19 protein-coding genes are annotated in these 19,706 nt (G+C 29.8%); 12 read left to right on the forward strand and 7 right to left on the reverse strand.

Annotated features, from left to right (window positions below; genetic code table 11):
* The first annotated feature begins 1 nt into the window (after position 1).
* Entirely contained in the window at positions 2 to 2,575 is a 2,574-nt protein-coding gene (locus ABNT22_RS09805; protein WP_348717117.1) for a TonB-dependent receptor domain-containing protein, read from the forward strand.
* A gap of 52 nt (positions 2,576 to 2,627) precedes the next feature.
* Here ABNT22_RS09805 and ABNT22_RS09810 read toward each other — a convergent pair whose 3' ends face one another.
* Both ABNT22_RS09810 and ABNT22_RS09815 read right to left on the reverse strand, forming a co-directional pair.
* A complete protein-coding gene (locus ABNT22_RS09810; RefSeq protein ID WP_348717115.1) occupies positions 2,628 to 3,956 on the reverse strand; it encodes a peptidoglycan DD-metalloendopeptidase family protein in 1,329 nt (442 codons plus the stop codon).
* Positions 3,949 to 4,332: a BlaI/MecI/CopY family transcriptional regulator gene (locus ABNT22_RS09815; RefSeq protein ID WP_348717113.1), complete on the reverse strand. Its 384-nt coding sequence runs from the start codon at positions 4,330 to 4,332 to the stop codon at positions 3,949 to 3,951. Before ABNT22_RS09815 ends, ABNT22_RS09810 begins: the two co-directional genes overlap by 8 nt.
* A gap of 175 nt (positions 4,333 to 4,507) precedes the next feature.
* Here ABNT22_RS09815 and ABNT22_RS09820 point away from each other — a divergent pair, with 175 nt between their 5' ends.
* The 11 genes from ABNT22_RS09820 to ABNT22_RS09870 all read left to right on the forward strand — a co-directional run bounded on the left by ABNT22_RS09820 (position 4,508) and on the right by ABNT22_RS09870 (position 14,605).
* The gene (locus ABNT22_RS09820) at positions 4,508 to 4,660 is read left to right on the forward strand and encodes a hypothetical protein (protein ID WP_348717112.1); all 153 of its coding nucleotides are present in this window, start codon (positions 4,508 to 4,510) and stop codon (positions 4,658 to 4,660) included.
* 179 nt (positions 4,661 to 4,839) lie between these two features.
* The gene (locus ABNT22_RS09825; protein ID WP_348717110.1) at positions 4,840 to 5,946 is read left to right on the forward strand and encodes a type 1 glutamine amidotransferase domain-containing protein; all 1,107 of its coding nucleotides are present in this window, start codon (positions 4,840 to 4,842) and stop codon (positions 5,944 to 5,946) included.
* Positions 5,947 to 6,107: 161 nt separating this feature from the next.
* Positions 6,108 to 7,025 (forward strand): helix-turn-helix domain-containing protein, encoded by a 918-nt coding sequence (locus ABNT22_RS09830; RefSeq protein WP_348717109.1) that lies wholly within the window; start codon positions 6,108 to 6,110, stop codon positions 7,023 to 7,025.
* 144 nt (positions 7,026 to 7,169) lie between these two features.
* Positions 7,170 to 7,676, forward strand: a complete 507-nt coding sequence (locus ABNT22_RS09835) for a sigma-70 family RNA polymerase sigma factor (protein WP_348717107.1) — start codon at positions 7,170 to 7,172, stop codon at positions 7,674 to 7,676.
* A 1-nt stretch (position 7,677) separates the two neighbouring features.
* Positions 7,678 to 8,022, forward strand: a complete 345-nt coding sequence (locus ABNT22_RS09840) for a hypothetical protein (RefSeq protein ID WP_348717105.1) — start codon at positions 7,678 to 7,680, stop codon at positions 8,020 to 8,022.
* 12 nt (positions 8,023 to 8,034) lie between these two features.
* Positions 8,035 to 9,783, forward strand: a complete 1,749-nt coding sequence (locus tag ABNT22_RS09845; RefSeq protein ID WP_348717103.1) for a serine hydrolase — start codon at positions 8,035 to 8,037, stop codon at positions 9,781 to 9,783.
* A 38-nt stretch (positions 9,784 to 9,821) separates the two neighbouring features.
* On the forward strand, positions 9,822 to 10,823 hold the full coding sequence (locus ABNT22_RS09850) for a metal-dependent hydrolase (protein ID WP_348717101.1): 1,002 nt from the start codon (positions 9,822 to 9,824) through the stop codon (positions 10,821 to 10,823).
* Positions 10,824 to 10,872: 49 nt separating this feature from the next.
* Positions 10,873 to 12,000: a methionine aminotransferase gene (locus ABNT22_RS09855; RefSeq protein ID WP_348717099.1), complete on the forward strand. Its 1,128-nt coding sequence runs from the start codon at positions 10,873 to 10,875 to the stop codon at positions 11,998 to 12,000.
* Between the two features lie 50 nt (positions 12,001 to 12,050).
* Positions 12,051 to 13,070, forward strand: coding sequence for an AraC family transcriptional regulator (locus ABNT22_RS09860; RefSeq protein WP_348717098.1), 1,020 nt, complete (start codon positions 12,051 to 12,053; stop codon positions 13,068 to 13,070).
* 268 nt (positions 13,071 to 13,338) lie between these two features.
* On the forward strand, positions 13,339 to 13,908 hold the full coding sequence (locus ABNT22_RS09865) for a phosphatase PAP2 family protein (RefSeq protein ID WP_348717096.1): 570 nt from the start codon (positions 13,339 to 13,341) through the stop codon (positions 13,906 to 13,908).
* Positions 13,909 to 14,029: 121 nt separating this feature from the next.
* Positions 14,030 to 14,605: a hypothetical protein gene (locus ABNT22_RS09870; protein ID WP_348717095.1), complete on the forward strand. Its 576-nt coding sequence runs from the start codon at positions 14,030 to 14,032 to the stop codon at positions 14,603 to 14,605.
* Between the two features lie 389 nt (positions 14,606 to 14,994).
* On the opposite strand, the gene ABNT22_RS09875 is transcribed toward ABNT22_RS09870, so the two are convergent.
* The 5 genes from ABNT22_RS09875 to ABNT22_RS09895 all read right to left on the reverse strand — a co-directional run bounded on the left by ABNT22_RS09875 (position 14,995) and on the right by ABNT22_RS09895 (position 19,395).
* Positions 14,995 to 15,906 carry a metallophosphatase gene (locus tag ABNT22_RS09875; RefSeq protein WP_348717093.1) on the reverse strand — a complete coding sequence of 304 codons (912 nt, stop codon included), beginning with the start codon at positions 15,904 to 15,906 and terminating at the stop codon, positions 14,995 to 14,997.
* Positions 15,906 to 16,652, reverse strand: coding sequence for a 5'-nucleotidase (locus ABNT22_RS09880; RefSeq protein ID WP_348717091.1), 747 nt, complete (start codon positions 16,650 to 16,652; stop codon positions 15,906 to 15,908). The genes ABNT22_RS09875 and ABNT22_RS09880 overlap by 1 nt, the downstream gene beginning before the upstream one ends.
* A gap of 83 nt (positions 16,653 to 16,735) precedes the next feature.
* Positions 16,736 to 18,418, reverse strand: a complete 1,683-nt coding sequence (locus ABNT22_RS09885; RefSeq protein ID WP_348717089.1) for a PhoX family protein — start codon at positions 18,416 to 18,418, stop codon at positions 16,736 to 16,738.
* A gap of 3 nt (positions 18,419 to 18,421) precedes the next feature.
* Positions 18,422 to 18,919, reverse strand: a complete 498-nt coding sequence (locus ABNT22_RS09890; protein WP_348717087.1) for a hypothetical protein — start codon at positions 18,917 to 18,919, stop codon at positions 18,422 to 18,424.
* Positions 18,919 to 19,395: a hypothetical protein gene (locus tag ABNT22_RS09895; protein ID WP_348717085.1), complete on the reverse strand. Its 477-nt coding sequence runs from the start codon at positions 19,393 to 19,395 to the stop codon at positions 18,919 to 18,921. The genes ABNT22_RS09890 and ABNT22_RS09895 overlap by 1 nt, the downstream gene beginning before the upstream one ends.
* Positions 19,396 to 19,706 lie beyond the last annotated feature (311 nt).

The raw sequence follows: 19,706 nt of genomic DNA on the forward strand, positions 1-19,706 counted from the left end.
AATGCATAAAAGACTATTCGGAATACTTTTTCTATTCTTTTGTAACTCAATAATTTTTTCGCAACAAAAGAACTTAAATAATGCGCCTTTAAAAGAGGTGCTTTTGTTGTTAGAGAAAAAACACCAAGTGAAATTTTCTTTTTCTGATGATCTTGTTTCATCCAAAAAAGTATCTATTCTCATGCGAGAATCAGATTCAATAACTTATGTTATTAAAAAGTTAGAGAAACAAGCACTCATTAGTTTTAATAAGGTAACTGAAAGATATTATACCATTACAGCCATTGAGAAAATAGACGTTTGCGGTTATATTAAAGACATTATTACGATGGAACCCTTGGTTGGTGCAACAATTTTTAATACCAAAAGAAATAAAGCAGCTATTACAGATGAAAATGGTTTTTTTGAATTAAAAGATGTTCAGATTAGTGATTATGTTAATATTTCTTATGTAGGGTATGCCTCAAAAAATGTTTCTGTAGTTAGAGCTTTTAAAGCTGATAAATGTTTACGTGTAAATCTTAGAACAAGCACCTCATTACTTTCAGAAGTTTTAGTGGAAAATTATTTGACAAGTGGAGTTAATAAAAAGAATGACGGAGCTTTGGTCATACAACCACAGAAATTAGGAATTCTACCAGGACTAGTTGAACCCGATATATTACAAAGTCTTCAGTTAATTCCAGGAATTCAAAGTCCAAATGAAACAGTTTCAGGCTTACATATTAGAGGAGGAACTCCAGATCATAATTTGATACTTTTTGATGGAATTAAAATATATAATTCTGCTCATTTCTTTGGAATGATTTCTGCCTTTAATCCATACATAACAAAGAGTATAAAGGTGTATAAAGGTGCTTCAAGAGCGCAGTATGGAAATCACACTTCTGGGGTCATTGATATAGAAACAGACAGCGATATACCAGAAAACTTAGAGGGAGGATTTGGAACAAATCTAACACATGCCGATGCTTATTTAAAAATTCCTATTAGTAAGAAATTAGGAGCAAACGTATCTATAAGAAGATCCTTTACTGATTTTATCAACACTCCAACCATTGACAAAATTACGAAGAAGGTTTTTCAAAACACTATTATAGAATCGAACAAAGAAAATCCTTCGAGTCTCGTAGAAAATGATGAGACTTTTTATTTTTTAGATCATAATATAAAACTGAATTATAAAGCTTCTGAAAAAGATTTTTTATCCATTAATCAATTAGAAACTAAAAATAAGCTTGATTATTTATTTAATTATGATCGAGGGAATTTCGTGACTAGAGATATTCTAAATATTCAGAATTATGGAGTCAATTTAAAATGGGTAAGAAATTGGTCGGATAAAATAGAGCAAAAAACAAATCTTTTTTATTCTAATTATGATTTAGATTATAACTACAACGGAGAAGTAAAAGTAGGAAGACCTTATACAGAATCTTCCGTTAAAAAGAACTCGATTAAAAGTGTTGGTTTTAATACAAGTATTGGTTTTCAGCTTAATAAAAAGAGTAGCCTTCATTTAGGATATAACTATGTAAATAATGAAGTTGGATATGAGTTGGGAAGAACTTATTCTACATTACCCCAATTAGATTATTTGATTAATCAGGTTGGTCATGATAATAACCATGCTTTTTATTTAGAATATTTATTTAGAAACGATATTTTCTCATTCAACTTTGGAAATAGAATTACCCATTTTTCTAGAGCGAATAAAGTTTTTTATTCACCAAGATTATATTGGGAAGCCATGTTGTCGGATGAACTGTATTTAAAATCATCATTTGAGCATAAACAACAGAATATAAGTCAATTATTAGAATTTACAACCTCTGATTTTGGATTAGAAAATCAAGTTTGGTTATTGTCTAATGAAAATTTTCCTATTCTGAAAAGTAGTCAATTCTCTTTAGGGTTTACCTACAGAGAGAATAGATGGACCATTGATTTTGACTACTATAATAAAACAATTACAGGGTTAACTTCTTTTGTAAGTGGGTTTAATAATGTACAAGAAGAATTCTCTAATGGAAGAAGTGATATTAGCGGAATTGATTTATTAATTAAAAAAAGCTGGAGACACTATAGTTCTTGGCTAAGTTATGGGTATCAAAGCAATGAATTTGTTTTTGAAAATATAGATAATGGAAGACCATTTCCAGGAAATTTTGATTCTACACATAATATTAATTGGACGCATAACCTCAAATTAGGAAACTTTGACTTTTCTTTAGGATGGAATTATAAAACAGGAATTCCTTTCACAGAAGCCTTAGGAATTAATCAAAACCTATCGATTAATTTTGATGCAAAAAATAGTAAAAGACTAGAAAGCTATGAACGTATTGATTTTTCATCTACTTATAGTTTCTATTTTAGTAAGAATCAAAAGTGGAAAGGTAAAATAGGAATCTCTTTATTAAATATTTTTGATCAGGAGAATGTGCTTAATAGAGATCATTCAGTATTGTTTAACTTCAACACATCTAACAATACTTTTTTCCCTTCTATCAACACCATCGATAATGTGTCGCAAGGTTTTACTCCTAATTTTGTTTTTAGAGTAGATTTTTAAAAAGAAAAACCACCTCTAAAGAGATGGTTTGTTTTATAAATTAAATATTATGTTACTCTTCAATAACATCCAAAGGATCTAAATGTTTATCGTTTAAACGTACTTCATAATGTAAGTGTGGACCGGTAGAAAAGCCAGTGTTTCCTACATAACCAATAATTTGTCCTCTTTTAACAGTTTGATTTTCCTTTGCGTTAAAACCATCCAAGTGAGCATACCAAGTTTGGTAGCCATCAGCATGGTTAATGACAATTAAGTTACCCCAAGCCTTTTGATTAGAAGCCTTCATAATAACTCCATCTGCAGTAGCAACTACAGGAGTGCCTATAGGAGCTTTGATGTCAATTCCTTGATGTAACTTCTTACCAGTTTTCTTAGAATACCTTCCTTTTTGACCGTAAATACTTGAAATGTCTTTTCGACTCTTGTTCTGCACAGGAAATAGAAAAGGAGGTGTTGTAAAATGTGTGGTAGTATAATGCAGCTTTGGATTTAATGCTGCCTTATTAGCCTTTGTAAAGGCAAAACATAATAATAAAGTAGAAACGCCTAGTATAGAATAACTGAGCTTGTACATCTTGTTTGTTGGATTTTTAGTGATCATATCTATTCGCTTTTTGATTACAGGTTGATTAAAATAATTATATAAATTATTCGAAGTGACAATTTGTATATTCTCTAACAAGGCATACAAATAAGTCGATTTTTTGACATCTTTATTCAATACATATGCATCTGCTTGATATTCATGTATGGCCTTTAATGATTTTCTATAACTATACACAAAAGGGTTAAACCAAAAAAAGAGAATGTATAGTTCAATAAAAAGAATGTCTATAGTATGTTTAAAAAGTATATGTGCTTTTTCATGCGTAATAATTAAAGTATTATCGATGGCTTGATGTTCTTTTGAAATGAATATCCAATTGAAAAAGGAAAATGTATCTTTTTTATCAGTCAATATAAATCTAACTTTTTCCTCAGTAAATGATGGAGATTCTTTTTTTAGTTTAACAATGACTAAAATAGATTGTACTAATTTTATTAGTAACAGAGCAAGACCGAGAAAATAAACTACCGAAAACAAAGCTTCAAAAGAAAAATAGACTGTTGTTTCCATGTCATCACTTTGAGTTAGTAATTCTTCACCTTTGTGTATGAATTCTTGAAAATCTGGAATCTTAATGAAAGAAGGAGTAGTAGATATTTTTGAGGTAAACGTATTAGCTAATGGTACAATAAATGAGACAATAGGTATAATTAGTAGAATCCATCGATTAAAACTATAAAAAGTAGTTTTACTGTAACCTATCTTATATATGCCATACAAGATTGAAAAAACAAAACTACTTTCAACTAGATATAGAAAAATGTTAGTCATTATTTTCTTTTAATGTTTCTATTTTTTCTTCAATAATACCTTTTATCTCCTCCAATTCTGATAAATCAAAATCTTCATTTTCTGTAAAGAATAATGCAAATTTACTTTTAGAACCACTAAAGAAGCTCCCTATGACATTACTAAAATGCTTTTTGAAATAAGATTCTTTTGAAATTGAAGGGTAATATTCACGCACCTTGCCATAGGTGTTAAAATTTAAAAAACCTTTTTTTACTAAAACACGTACTACGGTTGATATAGTTGTATATGCAGGTTTGGGTTCAGGAAATTGCTCTACAATATCTTTAAGAAATGCTTTATCTAATTTCCAGACGTATTGCATTATTTGTTTTTCGGCTTTTGTTAATTCATCCATAAGGCAAATATAACTATTTTTTATTTATTACTATTTTTGTAGTAATAAAACTATATTTATAGTAATAAAATAAAATCTTTTAAAAAAAATAAGGTAAAACCTTACTTATCTTACGGAATTTTATTCTTTAATTCCCTTATGAGCTATTAAATTTGACCAACTTAAAATTTTTATTATGCTAAAAGACATTTCAAATTTAGGAACAGTATTAAATAAAACTGAGCAAAAAACCGTAAATGGAGGATGGATTTACATTATCTGTCATACTTGTGAGCCATTGCCACCGGGATACATTTGTATGAATCAAGTTTTTTGTGGAGGAGTTTAATCTATTTCCATTATAAGATACTAAAGCGGGGAGATCCCGCTTTTTTTGTGCCATAAAAAGTTTTATGAACGAATTTTTAAATGAATTAGAAGATAATTCACTCTGACGAAATTATCATTTCAACAGTATAAAAGACTTTTAGTTAAGTACTTGCAAGCAATTTAAAATAATGTATTAAAATGTTTAAAAAGTATCGAGTTCTCAAATGGATAGGAGTTTTTATAATGCTATTATTAACAATTACCATTTGTTTTGTTTTATGGTTACGAAATGCGTTACCAGCAAGAGAAGCAAATTTAGAAAAGACAGAAGTAAAAGATTTACCATATCTATCACAAAATATTATTCCTAATAGAGGTAAAATTTTGACAGTAGTTACTAGTACTAACATTATGGGAAAGAGTGGGAAAAGTACGGGGTATGAATTGACTGAATTGGCACGTGCTTACTATGTTTTTGAAGCAAATGGCTTTGAAGTGGATATTGCTAGTCCTAAAGGAGGAAAAGCTCCAGTTATAATTGACGATGAAGATATGGGGAGATATGATTTTGCTTTTTTAAACGATAAAGTAGCACAGCAAAAAGCCAATAATACAATTCCTATAAAAGATATTGTCTCAGAAAATTATAAAGCTATTTATTTTGTAGGAGGGAAGGGGACTATGTTTGATTTTCCTAACAATGAAACAATACAAACTATTGTGAAAGAATATTATCAATCAAATAAAGTAATTGGGGCAGTTTGTCATGGTCCGTCAGCTTTGGTAAATGTTCAATTAGATAATGGTCGTTTATTATTAGAGAATAAAAAAGTAAGTAGTTTTACGAATAAAGAAGAGCTTCTTCTTATTTCAGATGCTAAGGAAATATTTCCCTTTTTACTCCAAGATAAGTTAACTATTCAAGGAGCCAAGTTTGAAGAAGGGGCAATGTATTTAGAAAAAGTGAGCCATGATAAGAATTTGATTACAGGGCAAAATCCTTGGTCTACATGGAGTTTGGCAGAGAAAATGATTGAACAGCTAGGGTATACTTTAAAACCAAGAGTTAAAACTGGAGAAGAAAATGCTGTCACGGTTTTAAATTCTTATTACAAGAATGATAAATCAAAAGCAAAAGAACAAATTGAAAGGTTTCTTTTGCAAGAACGAAAGGTTGTAGATAGGGTATTATTAGCAAAGCATGGAATTATTGCAGCAATGAGAGGAAATATAGGTGATTTTATTAATTTACTTAGTTTAGTAGATTTTGCTAAAAAATGTGAAGGTAAGAGTATTAAAATATAAGTACATTTGGAGAAATTAGTTAAATGAGTTTTTTAAATATACTTCTCGTTATTATTAGCAGTGCAGGACTCATTCATGGAGTCACATTCGCTATACACCTTATTTTTTTCAAAAAGAAAAAGCTAATAACGAACTATTTATTAGCTTTTATTTTAATTTTTATGGCTTTCAGAATAGGTAAATCTGTAATGCTCAATTTCGGTGATAATTTAGAACCAATCTTTATTTTTACGGGATTATCTTTTTTATTATTGATTGGTCCTATTTTACGATGGTATGTTGCTGGAATGACTCAGATAAATTTTAAGCTTCCTAGTTACTTTTTTTTAGAATTATTGCCATTCCTACTTGTAGTAATTGCCAGTTTTTTTGCACCAGAGGAAGGCTTCAATACTAATAAAAAACAAGTGATTTTTATTTTTGGTAGTATTTTAATCTTTATCTATTTGCATTTTGCTTTTTATATATTTCTATCATACAAAACATTAAGGGATAACCAAAAATTGAATGGGAATAAGACGCTTACAAAAGCTCATAAATCGATACGTAGTTGGCTTCAAATGTTATTGGTAGGATTTATACTAATTTGGATTTCTTATTTTTTAAATATAATAGAAGATTCAGTTCCATATATCATTGGTCCTATCATGTATTCTTTGGTAGTATATTATTTAAGTTATAAAGCATTCAAATTGAAGGTTACTGATTTAAATGGTAATATATTTAAGCCTAATGATGATAGAATTTTGTTTGATAAAATAGTTAGTTTGATTCACAAGGATAAACTTTACTTAGAAACTACCTTATCATTAGCTAGTTTAAGTAAACTTATAGGAAAAAGTACACAGAAAACTTCCGAAGTGATTAATCAATATGCTAAGCAAAATTTTAATGATTTTATTAATTATAAAAGAATACAGGAAGCCAAAGAACTTCTTAAAGATGAAAATAATAAGAACTTTACTATAGCATCTATTGCTTTTGATGTAGGATTTAGTAGTTTATCTTCATTTAATAGCGCTTTTAAGAAGTTTGAAGAGATAACTCCATCAACTTATAGAAAGAAAGTTTTTTCATAAGAAAACAGTAAATACTCTTATTTTCTGTCCTTAAGTTTTATCAAAATTTACTTCAATATCTTAAAAAACTAAAATTTAGTTTACTTTAATTGTCATATTTTAAAACTTGCTGTCACTAAAGTAGTAGAAAGAAGCAATTACAATATGCAAAATCAACCAAATCAAACTTTTGAAGAGCTTATTGAAATAAATAAAGGAAAGATTTATAGAATCTGTAAAATCTATGCAGTAAACCCTATAGAGCCAGAAGATTTATTTCAAGAAGTAGTTTATCAAATATGGAAATCATTTACCAACTTTAAAGGAAAATCTAGTATAAATACTTGGATTTATAAGGTTGCATTGAATGTTTGTATGCGTTCAAGAGAAAGGCTTAAGAGAAGAAACGATAAAACCGTTAGGCTAGATTCAATTCAATTTGTAACAAAACAAAATACAACTAACCCAGATCAGGATGAAAAGTACAAAGCCTTACAAAGTTGTATATCATTATTAAAACCAGTAGATAAATCGATCATAATACTTTCTTTAGAAGGTTTGCCTTATAAAGAAATTGCAAAGGTAACCGAACTATCAGAGAATCATATAGCAGTTAAAATGAAACGGATACGAAAACAGCTACTGAATTGTATAACTTCTAAAATAAAATAAGATGGAGCAAAGAGAACAACAAGAAGTTTGGGAAGACATTAAAAATATTTGGAATACTTCTGCCGATTCAAAAGAAATAAATATTCTAATGTCTGAATTGGTGATTGAATTAAAGAGTAAAACAAGTGAGTTTGAAAGAAACTCTATAAAAAAAGATGTAACATTTATGAAAGGAGCAGTAAGTGATTTTGAAAAGAAATCTATTCAAAGAGATTTAGCTATTTTGAAAAAAGGAATGGCTGAATTTGAAAAGAATATTGTACAACGTGGTGTATATCTTTTTAAGAATTTGGTCAAAGTATTTTTAAAAAGATTTAAAGGAACAAATAAGGACAACAAAAACTAAAACTTCCTTTTTATGATACGTATTGTTTTAATCTTAAACTTACTTTTCTTTTCATGTGTTTGTAACTCACAATCTTTGGTAGATAGAAAAGAATTGTATAAAAAAATAGATAAATATTTAACCAAAGGAACGGAGAATGGATTTTCTGGAGCAGTTTTAGTAGCTCAAGAAGGAAACATAATTTTAAACAAGGGGTATGGGTTAGCTAATAAGGAATTAGATCTTTTGAATAGCCCTCAAACGATTTTTTCAACAGGCTCTGTAACGAAGCAGTTTACAGCAACAGCGATTCTAAAATTAGTAGCGCTTGGTAAACTGAAATTAAATGATTCTTTGCAATTATTTTTTAAGGAATTACCAAAAGACAAAGAGAATATTACGATACACCAATTATTAACGCATTCGGCTGGATTTTTAGATGTAATAGGAAACGGTGATTTTGATCATATACCAACCTCTGAATTTTTTAAACAGCTGTTTGATACTGAACTGAGGTATACTCCAGGAACCAAGCACCAATATTCTAATGCTAGTTATAGTATTTTAGCTAGAATAATTGAAATTGTTTCTGAATTGCCCTATGAGCATTTTTTACAAGAATATCTGTTTAAACCAGCAGGTATGCTGCAAACCGGATATCTGATTCCTGCATGGAAATCTGCTAATTTAGCTCAAGGTTATCATAAAGGAATTACATATTGGAGGTCCATGGTTACACGTTTTAAGGAAGACGGAAAAGTATCTTGGGTTTTGAAGGGAAATGGAGGTATTCAATCTACGCAAGAAGATATGTTTAAATGGTACAAAGCCTTAAAATCAAATAAAATTCTTGATGTTAAACATACAAAACTTTTAATAACTCCTTATATACAAGAACAGGAGGGAAGTGATGAAAGTCACTATGCTTATGGCTGGGCGATTTTTAAATCAAAAAGGAACACAAAAATGATTACGCACAATGGATCCAATGGTATTTTCTTTCATGAGTTTATGTGGTTACCCAAGGAAGACGTTGTGATTATATTTTCTACTAATGCATATAGCCGAGAGGTAGAAATACTTTGGAAACTAAAAGAAATGCTTTTTAATAAGAGCTATACACCAAAACCAATACAAAATAGTCCATATACATTGGTAATGAAATTTATAAAAAGTAATAGTCCTAAACAAATTAAAGAACTGTTGACTCTCATAAGAGATGAATTTGGTACTCGTTTTAACAATGTTAATGTTTTGAACAAGATAGGGTATACGTTGTTAGCTGGAGAGCAGTATCGCGATTGGGTGGTGCCCTTATTTGAAATGAACACCCAAATGTTTCCTAAGAATGCCAATATTTGGGACTCTTTGGGAGATGGTTATACAGCAATGAGGGATACAGAGAATGCAATAAAAGCATATCAAAAAGCACTAGAAATTGATCCAACAATTTCAAGTTCCATAGAATCATTAGGAAAATTGGGCATAAATGTAAAGCAACAGACAAAGAGTCCAATTAAAATATCAAATATCATAATGGAGAGTTATTTAGGCATTTATCAATTATCTTCAGGACATTCTATAAATATTACAAGAAAAGAAGATAGTTTATTTATTGAGTTTCCAGGAAGAACAGCCATGAAGTTATCTCCAATAGTATCGAATAAGTTTAGTATTGGTAATAGAAATGCTACTTTGACTTTTAATAAAAATGAAACTGAAAAGATTATAAGCTTTACAATTAATGAAGGAGGAGAGGAAATGATTGCTTCAAAGAAATAATGAGTTAAAATAAAGTACATTTGTTGTAAAAAAAATTATTGGACTCATTAACACAAATTGTTTTAGGAGCCTCAGTTGGTGAAGCTGTTTTGGGGAAAAGAGCAGGAAATAAAGCTATGCTGTATGGTGCTATTGCTGGAACAATTCCTGATTTAGATGTTATTTTTGGTAAACTAACAGATACGGTTACAGCTATAGAATGGCATAGAGGTATAAGTCACTCTTTAGTGTTTTGTTTGTTTATGGCTCCATTATTGGGTTGGTTGGTACATAAATTAGAGCGGAGATTAGATATTGAGTGGAAGGCATGGAGTACATTGTTTTTTTGGAGTCTGGTTACACACCCTTTGTTAGATATGTTTACTTCTTGGGGTACGCAGTTTTTATGGCCTATTCAAACAAGAATTGCTTTCAATTCCATTTTTGTCATAGATCCAATGTATACGTTACCTTTCTTAATTTGTCTATTATCTGTCTTATTTTTTAAAAGGAATTCTAAAACAAGAAGACGTCTCAATTTTGTTGGATTATTTGTTTCTTCAACTTATTTAATTATTACGCTCCTTATCAAGTCCGTTGTTAACCTGAAATTTGAAAAAGCACTAGAAAAACAAGGGGTAGCGTATACTGAAATAAGTTCGCGTCCTTCTGCACTAAATATTATATTATGGAATGCAAATATTGATACTCCAGAGTATTATCTAATGGGAGAATATTCCTTTTTTGATACACAGCCTATTAGTTTTGAAAAATTTCCGAAGAAACGGGGAGTAACGTCAGAATTAGAGGTTTTTCCTAAAGTACAGCGATTAATAGGTATTAGTCAAGGATGGTACATTATTGAAGAAAAAGAGGACAAGTGGTATTTTAATGATTTACGGTTTGGTTTGATACCGAGGAAAGGCGGTAGCTCATTTTTTGTGTTTTCCTATCTCTTAGAATATAAAAATGGAGAGATTCATGTAAGTGAAGTTCCTAAAACTGATCGTGATGCTAAATTTTTAATGCAAAGATTGTGGAAAAGGATAAAAGGGAATTAGCAATTATTATTAAAACATTCTATATTTTCGTATAAATCTATTGTTTCTAATGTCAAAATTACCCAATACTACGACAAGTATATTTTCAGTAATGTCTCAGTTAGCGAATGAGCATAATGCAATTAACCTATCTCAAGGATTTCCTAACTTTTCTGTAGATAAACGGTTATTACAAATTTCTGAACGATTGTTAGTTGAAAATATTCATCAATATACTCCAATGATTGGATTACCGAGCTTATTGGAAAAGATAGCCGTATTAACAGAAAAACATTATAAGAGAAAACTAGATACAAATACAGAATTATTGGTTACATCAGGTGCAACACAAGGAATTTATACAGCCATAAATGCTTTGATAGGCAATGGAGATGAAGTATTGATATTAGATCCCAGCTATGATAGCTATGAGCCTTCAGTATTGGTTGCGGGAGGCACACCAGTAAGAATAGCACTGAATGATGATTATTCTCCAAATTTTAATCGAATAGAAGAAACAATTACATCAAAAACTAAGTTATTAATCATTAATAACCCTCATAATCCAACAGGTAAAATTTGGAGTGAGCAGGACATGGAAGCATTGGAAGTTATTTTAGATAAATATCCACAAGTAATATTACTTAGTGATGAAGTTTATGAATACATTTCTTTTAAACATGCTCATATTTCAATAAATACGCGTCCTAAGCTTATTCATAAAACCGTTATAGCAAGTTCTTTTGGGAAATCATTACATGTAACTGGGTGGAAAGTTGGTTATTTAGTAGCTCCAGAAATTTTGATGAAAGAAATTAAAAAAGTGCATCAGTTTCTTGTTTTTAGCGTAAATAGTACCGCACAGCATATTATTTCTCAGTATTTAGATGTAGTAGATTTTAATGAGGTTGCTACTATGTATAATCAAAAAAGGAATTTGTTCCAAAAGGCACTAAAAGAAAGTCGTTTTGAAGTATTACCTTCAGAAGGTACTTATTTTCAAGTAGTCAATTACAAAGATATTAGTGAGAAAAGTGATATCGAATTTGCAAAAGAATTAACCATAAAGCATGGAGTAGCAGCTATTCCCATTTCTGTATTTTATAGAGATGCTACAGATAAAAAAATGCTACGATTTTGTTTTGCTAAAACAGATGAAACTTTATTATCGGCAGTTGATAGACTTATTAGTATCTAAAGATTAAAATTAATTTTATATTTTTCATTTTAATTATTTAACGTTATTTCATGTTAAAAACCATACAGATTGTAGCATTGATACAAGGACTATTTTTATTAACTGTGCTTTTTATTAAAAAAGACATGTATAAACGTCTTAATTTTTGGCTGCTATTTGTAACTATTCTGTCATTGTTATTGCATATTGTTGGAGATGATGATTTCAACTTGTTTCAAACTGACGCTAATTGGTATGTCTTTCACTCACCATTAGTGGTTACACTGTTCTTTTTGTTGATAAAGTATCATAACACAGATGAAACAAATTTTAAAAGGAAAGACTTCTTATACTTTTTACCCTATATGGTTTTTGTGCTGTTGCAGGCCATGGAGAACCTTCCTAATGTAAATGAAACTTTCCCGTTTTTAATAGCTGAAGGTATTATTGGGGTTATCATGATGTACTTTCTTGGATCTATCATACAAGATATTCTTAAAAAGAAAAAAGATCAATGGATGTTGATTTTTATTGTGCCATATAGTATTGCATATGTTATAGACTCTTTTTCTTACTTTTTTACTGGAGAACATGATGCCATTCCCTTTTTAGAAAGTTATGGAGTTATAGGTATATCTGCATTATTGTTATATGTTATATTGTTTAAATTAGTAGTTACTCCTAAAGAAATTCTTCCTAAAGGAGAACTAAAAGAGTACAAAACTTCGAGCTTAAAAAAAGCTAATATTGAAGCCTATAAAATTGATTTCTTGAGGTTAATGGAAGAAGAAAAGCTGTTTAAAGACCCAAGTTTAACCGTAAATCAGGTAGCAAAAAGGATGAATATTCCTAGGCAACACCTTTCGGAAGTATTGAATGTACATATGAAAACTGGATTTCAAGATTTTATAAATAAAAAGAGATTGGAAGAGTTTGTAAAATATCTTAAGGACGATACATTTAATAATTATACAATACTAGGAATAGCTACTGAAGTAGGTTTTAAGTCGAAATCCTCATTTAATACTGCTTTTAAAAAGCACTATGGAATGACTCCAACTGAGTTTAAAAAGAATATGATAAATCAATAGATTGTACTTTACAAAAGTTAAATTAAATTTTCATTGTATAACATAAGAGTACTAAAAACGTATTTAATACTTTTTTACAATCCTTTATAAAAGGAAGAATAACGCTTTTCACCTCCTTATTTATCTGCGTTTTTAAGAGAAATGGGTTTACAATACGCTTAACGAACCTATATAAATTTGATACATATCTTCTAGTAATTAGTTTTACTCAATAATTGATTAAAAAGAGCGATTGAACTCTTTAAAAAATCGAGAATAAAACTTATGTATGAGAAGATATAATAAAATGATGTTTCTAATATCATTATTACTACATACCATAACAAGTAGTTTCGCGCAGGTTTCGACTTTAAGTTCTACTCAAAGAAATCATAAAATTATGGGAGATATTTTAGTTGGAGCAATGCCAGCTTTGTCTTTAGGATCTGCACTTATATGGAATGAAAATTCAAACGAAACGCTAGAGTTCTCAAAATCATTACTTGGAACTATTGGATTAACGTATGGATTAAAACTTATAATAGCTAAAGAACGTCCGAATGGTGAAAGTCAGAATAGTTTTCCATCCAGACATACATCTATTGCATTTGTTAGTGCAGCATCCATTCAAAAAAGATATGGTTGGAAGTTAGGAATCCCTGCGTATTTATTAGCAAGCTATGTTGGATACTCTCGTATAAAGTCTAAAAAACATGATGAATGGGATGTGCTTGGGGGTGCAGCTATAGGTATTGGCATGAATTACATTTTTCCTCAAAGTAAGCATAACAAAGGATTCAGGTTTTCCCCTGGACTCATTGAAAACATGCCCACTATTGGGTTCAGATATCGATTTTAAAGAGAATTAACCATTATGCAACGGTTTGATAAAGAACAATCTGAAGCTTGATCTAATTATAGCGTTAATTTTAAAACTCAAATAGATCAAATTTAAATTTAGAAAACAAAATATACTAATAATGAAAGGTTTAAAAGAAATAGCAACATGGAAAACAATAATATTTCTGTTTATTATAGATTCACTATTTACATTTCATGTTTTTAAAATAAAGAATGAAATATACAAGCTTTTAGGGGGCAAGGTAGTTTTTTTAGAAGAGAAATTCTCTTATGACTATTTTGACGTCTTAAAACAGTTTAAAATGTTGGGAAATGAAGGAATGTATATGTATTCTAAAGTTTTTTCAGGAGTATATACAATCTATCCTTTTATACATGGAGTACTTTATTTCTTATTATTAGTAATGCTTCTTAAAAAACTGTTTCCAAAAAACATACAAATTAGTTATTGGATAGTTATTCCAGTAGTTATTTTTCATTCCTTAGAAAACTTCTTGTTACTAAATTTATTACAAAGTCATCTAAATATATCTACAATTCAAGTATTTATATCATCATTAGTAACACAATTAAAATGGATAGGTACTATGATTATGTTTTTAACTACAACTGTCTTGTTTACTTTATTCTTAATACGCACGTATGCAAAAAATAGAGAAATAAACTTTTTAAGAATTTTGGAAATCAAAAGGTAGCCCCCTAGATTAGGCATAGAATAGTATTAGCAGTTTATGAAGTGTAGTATTATACTATAAAACATTACAGAACACGATTGTGTAATGTTTTGATTTTGAGTCATTAAGATTTGGAGGTAGTTATTTAGCTAAGAATATTTGGGAAATTTAACTTGTTGTAAAATAACTTAAGTCTTTGATAATCATTTGTTTGAAAATGTTTTTTGCAATTTTTGCAGAATGTTTTGTTTGCTCATTACCAATATTTTATGTAATTTACCTGCAATTAGTTTTAGTCCTGGGGGGCTGAGCGAATTAATCCTAGTGCAGGTTCATAGTAGCCTGTGCTTCTTTTTTTATCCCAATTCTAGTTTAAACTTAAATTTGTCCATTACACAGTAAACAAATTTTTACACTAAAATTGTGGTTCCTGATGAGGATTTATTATTAAACTCATCAAAATAAAAATCAATTCTTCCAAGATTTACGCCATAAGCTCCGACTTGATTAACTAGCATATTTTTTCCATCTATATTTTTGACAATAGTTGGTTTAGGTAAAAAAGTATGTGTGTGTCCTCCAATAATTAAATCAATATGTTTGGTAGCCTTAGCTAAGTTTAAATCAGAAATTTTATCTGGATTGTTTTTATAATAATAACCTAAATGTGATAAGCATATAATCAAATCACATTGTTGTTCATTTTTTAATTCTGTAGTGATGTCTTGGGTAATTTCAATTGGATCAAGATATCGAGTTTCTTTATACATTTTTTTACTTACCAATCCTTCCAGTTCAACACCTAATCCAAATATTCCAATTTTTACACCATCTTTAATAATAATTTTATAAGGCTTGACATGTGTATCTAAAACGGTATTTTTAAAATCGTAATTAGCGGAGACAAAATCAAACTTTGCATTAGGAAGTTGCTTGTATAAACCATCAATAGAATTGTCAAAATCATGATTTCCAATGGTAGCTACATCATATTTTAGCATGCTCATCAATTTAAATTCAAGTGCTCCACCAAAGAAATTAAAATAGGGAGTACCTTGAAAAATATCACCAGCATCTAATAATAAGGTGTTCGGGTTTTCATTTCTTATTTCTTCAATAAGACTAGCTCGTCTTGAAACTCCTCCCTGATTGGCATATCTATTATGATTTTTATTAAAAGGTTCTATATGGCTATGTGTATCATTGGTGTGTAAAATGGTAATGTGACGTTGATTATTTCCAATAAATGAAGGTAAGGTTAATCCCGTCGCAGCTAAAACTGAGGCTCCTCCAATCTGTTTTATAAATTTTCTTCTTTTCATTACTTAATAATTACACGGTTATCTATTCCTGCTTTCAAAGTATCGGTCTTTTCAAAATAATCAATGATTGCCGTTCTAGCTTTATAATCTAGTTTTACTAAACTTTCAGGGTTCTTAAAAAACACCATATTGTCTCCACCTCCTTGTAAATAATCAGATGTAAGAACTGTATAAGATTTATTTTTATCAAAATCCTTCCCATTAATTTTTAAGAAGTACTCGCTATTATTAACAATCAATTCTATATTTTTAGATATAGGATGTGCTCTTTTGTCATTGATAAAAAAATTAACCAGTTCTATAACTTTATTCCCTGTAAGGGTAACTACTACTAATTCATTTTCAAAAGGCATTAACTTAAATGCACGCTCAACCGTTACTTTTCCTTTCGGAATGGTTGCTCTTATACCTCCATAATTAAACAAGGCAAAATCTATAGATGTATCTGTTTTTTCTTTAAAAATAAAACTAGCCGAATCAAACCAAAGATCTGCCAGAAGATTTCCTACAGCACTTTGTCCAGAGTGCTGTTCTTTTAAAAAGTCTTTTGAAGCATAAGACAATACCTGTTGCATATCAGAAGTTAGTTTCTTTTTATAAGGTTGTATTAGACTATCAATTTTATGAGAAGAGTTAATTGTACTATCGATAGCAATGGTTTTTGCCGTAATTTTAGTAAGCTGTTGAGGATTTTTTTTACAAGATATAATTAATAATAATAGGTAAAGTAAATGGATTGGTTTCATTTATTTTTCTTCAAATTAATTGGTAAATTTTTCAAGAGAGTTTAAAATTACATTAATCTTTTGAGATTAAGAAACGAATACATCTATTGTAATGTTGATATTTTATGTAAGTTATTCATCTTTTCAATGAGATCTCCTTGAATAGCAACTACTGCAGACTTAGGAATTCCATCTTTATCGAAAGGCCAAGTGCTAGTAGGGTGTTTGAGATCATTAGTTTGTTCTCCTGGATGTTGGACACTTAAAAATAATGTTTTTCCATCTGGAGAAAACCATGGGCCAGTAAGTTCTGCATCTCGAGGAGCTGAAGCTACTCGAATTACTTTACCTGCATTTTCTCCATGCCTAGGTATCACAAATAAACTGTTATTTTTAAATGGCATATAGGGTTTATCACTTCTGTTCATAGAACTTCCAGACATATCTGAAGTCATCCATAAATTTCCAGATAAATCAAAAGCCAAATTGTCTGGGCAAGAGAATCCATTTTCTTTTCCACCTGCTAAATACGTACTTGCATTAAAGGTTAAAGCATCAAATTTGCCATTTGATTCTTCAATTTTTAAAATGGATCCATGAACATCATTTTTAGGTTTGTTGTTGGTTAAGGTGATTAAAATATTTCCGGTAATAGGGTCTATTTCAATATCTTCTGGACGATTTAATTCGGTAGCTCCTAATAATTTGGAAGCTTCTCGAGCTCTAATCAGTACTTCTGTTTGGTTTTTGAAATGTTCTTGTAAAATTGGTTGTGTTTTATAATCTAAAGCTAACCATTTTCCATTAATTGTATCTGCAACATATAACGTTCCTTCTTTTAAAGAATGTGGTTTAGAAGAAACGAATTTATATAAATGTTCATCGTTTTTATCGTCTCCAGTATAAGCAACAACACGTTTATCTTTTAACTCATATAAAGTACAACATTCATGAGCAAATCTACCTAAAGCAATGTGTTTTTGGGCGTTGCCAGTTTTAGGGTCAATTTCAACTACCCAACCGTAATGTTCTGGAGGATAATTATAAAAACGTTCCCAATCTAAGTTACTCTGTTTATGCATTGGATTATTATCTGAGTCGTACATCGTTTCTCCAAATACATCACTATAGTTTTCCTCACAAGTTAGAAAGGTTTTCCAAGGTGTAATACCACCAGAGCAATTACTATTTGTACCAATAGCAATGGTTTTACCTTTGATAGGAGTATCCCAGTTCAATTGCATAGGAGTATGTGCGGTAATACGTCGGTTGTAGGGATCATTTTTAACAACTTCCCACTTCCCATTAACTTCCTTAATTCTAATAATACTCCCACCAACATTATACATTTCTTTATTTACCTGCTCAATAGTACGATGTTCCATTGGGTTTCTGTAAGTTCTATAATCGAAATTAGAAACAAATAAAGGGTTTACATATTCATGGTTTACCCATAACAAACCATCTTTAGGATTGTTGTCATTCAATGGAATAAAACAAGTAAAATCGTTATTAAACCCAAAAGTATCGGTATTACTTATTTGGTCTCCCCATTTTACAATAACATGATGTTGTAGTCCTTCTGTAAGTATTAAATCATCTTGATCTGTGGGAGCTAAGTTTTTTAAAATAACCTTTTTCAATCGGTCTAAGTCCTCATTAGATATATTTTTAGAGGAAAGGGGAGTGGTAGTACTTCCACAACTTACTAAAAAAGGAGGTGTAGCCATTACTCCCAGGCTAGCTTTTCCTAAAAAGGAAAGAAATTTTCTTCTATTATATTCCATAGTTTAATTTAAGGAATGCTTCTCTAAACAAGTTAGACTCGAATATACATTTTTAAAACTATTTTCGAATCTATCATAGATTTTTCCGTTTATTTTAACTGAATGAAATGGAAAGTTACCTAAACTATCCTGAAGTTCTTTTATTTTATTGTTAAGAAAATGAGAAAGTATTGCATCCTTGCGATTATCCGAATTCCAAATGATTTCAGAGTGTCTTCTCTGATTACTTATTTTAGAATAAAAGTGTTTTAATCCACTAATTTTAGTGAAAAATTGTCCTTCCAACGCATCCAAAAAAATTGGATTATCATTGGAAAGGACAACACTAATCTCCCTAATGTTATGTTCAAGCATTAACGTTTTTAAACTATCTATAGTTTTATAATCTGTGGTAAATGAATTACCAAGAGATGTATAAAAATAGTTTTGATGTTTAAAAGTGCTATTAACATGGGTTTCTAAACAATCGGTTGGACATAGAAGATAAAGTACTGAATGCATTAAGCTACAATATCTGGATTGGTATATGGAAATGATGAGTGATGTACATCAATTTTTAAGTCATTCCCAATAAGCTTGTAGCCAAACGTGTATTCAACTTTAGCCTCATTTCCTTCTAAATCTGTGAAAAAATAGTTTCCCATGGCAATTGCACGGTTTTCTTCAAGAATAAAACCTGAATTCTCAAATCTAACCTTAGTCCATGGTTGAATTGCAAAACCTTTATCTTCTTTACAGGCTCTATTGTCGCCAGCAATAAAATAAGATAATGCCTCTATTTTTGTAGGTCTAAATTGCTCTAGTTCACATTTGGTTGGCTTAAATAAAACCGAACCTGACCCAAAACTATAACGTTCATCAAGAAAATTGTTCGCATAGGCTTCACATTCAACCCTATTTTCTTTCAATGCGCCTATTTTTACGACTCCGTTACCCCATTTTTCTTGTACTTCTAATACTTGTTCTTTTGTAATCATGTGTAGTTTAATTATATGTTCGTTAAAGTAGGTTAGTATGTGATTCTAGAGCAATTATAACATTCAATGTTAATTAATATCAAATCACACTAATGCAACCTAGTTGCAAATATAAATGATTATTTTATTATTGCAACTAAGTAGCGTTTAATAAAGTGTTAAATAATTGTAGTGTATAATTTTTTAAGTAGTCATCTTAATACTTACCGTAAAAAGATAATTATCTTCTATGTGTTGTAACTTTTAGATATTGAGTGTTTTAAAAATATTCCATAAAAGAAATTTATGTGTTTTTTACAGTTAAAAAGAAG

Source organism: Tenacibaculum sp. 190130A14a, assembly GCF_964048965.1.
GTDB classification, from domain to species: Bacteria; Bacteroidota; Bacteroidia; order Flavobacteriales; family Flavobacteriaceae; genus Polaribacter; species Polaribacter polynesiense.

What these genes read in the sequence shown, in the direction of transcription:
- ABNT22_RS09805 (WP_348717117.1), top strand. Translation starts at nt 2, where the DNA reads ATGCATAAAAGACTATTCGGAATACTTTTTCTATTCTTTTGTAACTCA.
- ABNT22_RS09810 (WP_348717115.1), bottom strand. Translation starts at nt 3,956, where the DNA reads ATGACTAACATTTTTCTATATCTAGTTGAAAGTAGTTTTGTTTTTTCA.
- ABNT22_RS09815 (WP_348717113.1), bottom strand. Translation starts at nt 4,332, where the DNA reads ATGGATGAATTAACAAAAGCCGAAAAACAAATAATGCAATACGTCTGG.
- ABNT22_RS09820 (WP_348717112.1), top strand. Translation starts at nt 4,508, where the DNA reads ATGCTAAAAGACATTTCAAATTTAGGAACAGTATTAAATAAAACTGAG.
- ABNT22_RS09825 (WP_348717110.1), top strand. Translation starts at nt 4,840, where the DNA reads ATGTTTAAAAAGTATCGAGTTCTCAAATGGATAGGAGTTTTTATAATG.
- ABNT22_RS09830 (WP_348717109.1), top strand. Translation starts at nt 6,108, where the DNA reads ATGGCTTTCAGAATAGGTAAATCTGTAATGCTCAATTTCGGTGATAAT.
- ABNT22_RS09835 (WP_348717107.1), top strand. Translation starts at nt 7,170, where the DNA reads ATGCAAAATCAACCAAATCAAACTTTTGAAGAGCTTATTGAAATAAAT.
- ABNT22_RS09840 (WP_348717105.1), top strand. Translation starts at nt 7,678, where the DNA reads ATGGAGCAAAGAGAACAACAAGAAGTTTGGGAAGACATTAAAAATATT.
- ABNT22_RS09845 (WP_348717103.1), top strand. Translation starts at nt 8,035, where the DNA reads ATGATACGTATTGTTTTAATCTTAAACTTACTTTTCTTTTCATGTGTT.
- ABNT22_RS09855 (WP_348717099.1), top strand. Translation starts at nt 10,873, where the DNA reads ATGTCAAAATTACCCAATACTACGACAAGTATATTTTCAGTAATGTCT.
- ABNT22_RS09860 (WP_348717098.1), top strand. Translation starts at nt 12,051, where the DNA reads ATGTTAAAAACCATACAGATTGTAGCATTGATACAAGGACTATTTTTA.
- ABNT22_RS09865 (WP_348717096.1), top strand. Translation starts at nt 13,339, where the DNA reads ATGAGAAGATATAATAAAATGATGTTTCTAATATCATTATTACTACAT.
- ABNT22_RS09870 (WP_348717095.1), top strand. Translation starts at nt 14,030, where the DNA reads ATGAAAGGTTTAAAAGAAATAGCAACATGGAAAACAATAATATTTCTG.
- ABNT22_RS09875 (WP_348717093.1), bottom strand. Translation starts at nt 15,906, where the DNA reads ATGAAAAGAAGAAAATTTATAAAACAGATTGGAGGAGCCTCAGTTTTA.
- ABNT22_RS09880 (WP_348717091.1), bottom strand. Translation starts at nt 16,652, where the DNA reads ATGAAACCAATCCATTTACTTTACCTATTATTATTAATTATATCTTGT.
- ABNT22_RS09885 (WP_348717089.1), bottom strand. Translation starts at nt 18,418, where the DNA reads ATGGAATATAATAGAAGAAAATTTCTTTCCTTTTTAGGAAAAGCTAGC.
- ABNT22_RS09890 (WP_348717087.1), bottom strand. Translation starts at nt 18,919, where the DNA reads ATGCATTCAGTACTTTATCTTCTATGTCCAACCGATTGTTTAGAAACC.
- ABNT22_RS09895 (WP_348717085.1), bottom strand. Translation starts at nt 19,395, where the DNA reads ATGATTACAAAAGAACAAGTATTAGAAGTACAAGAAAAATGGGGTAAC.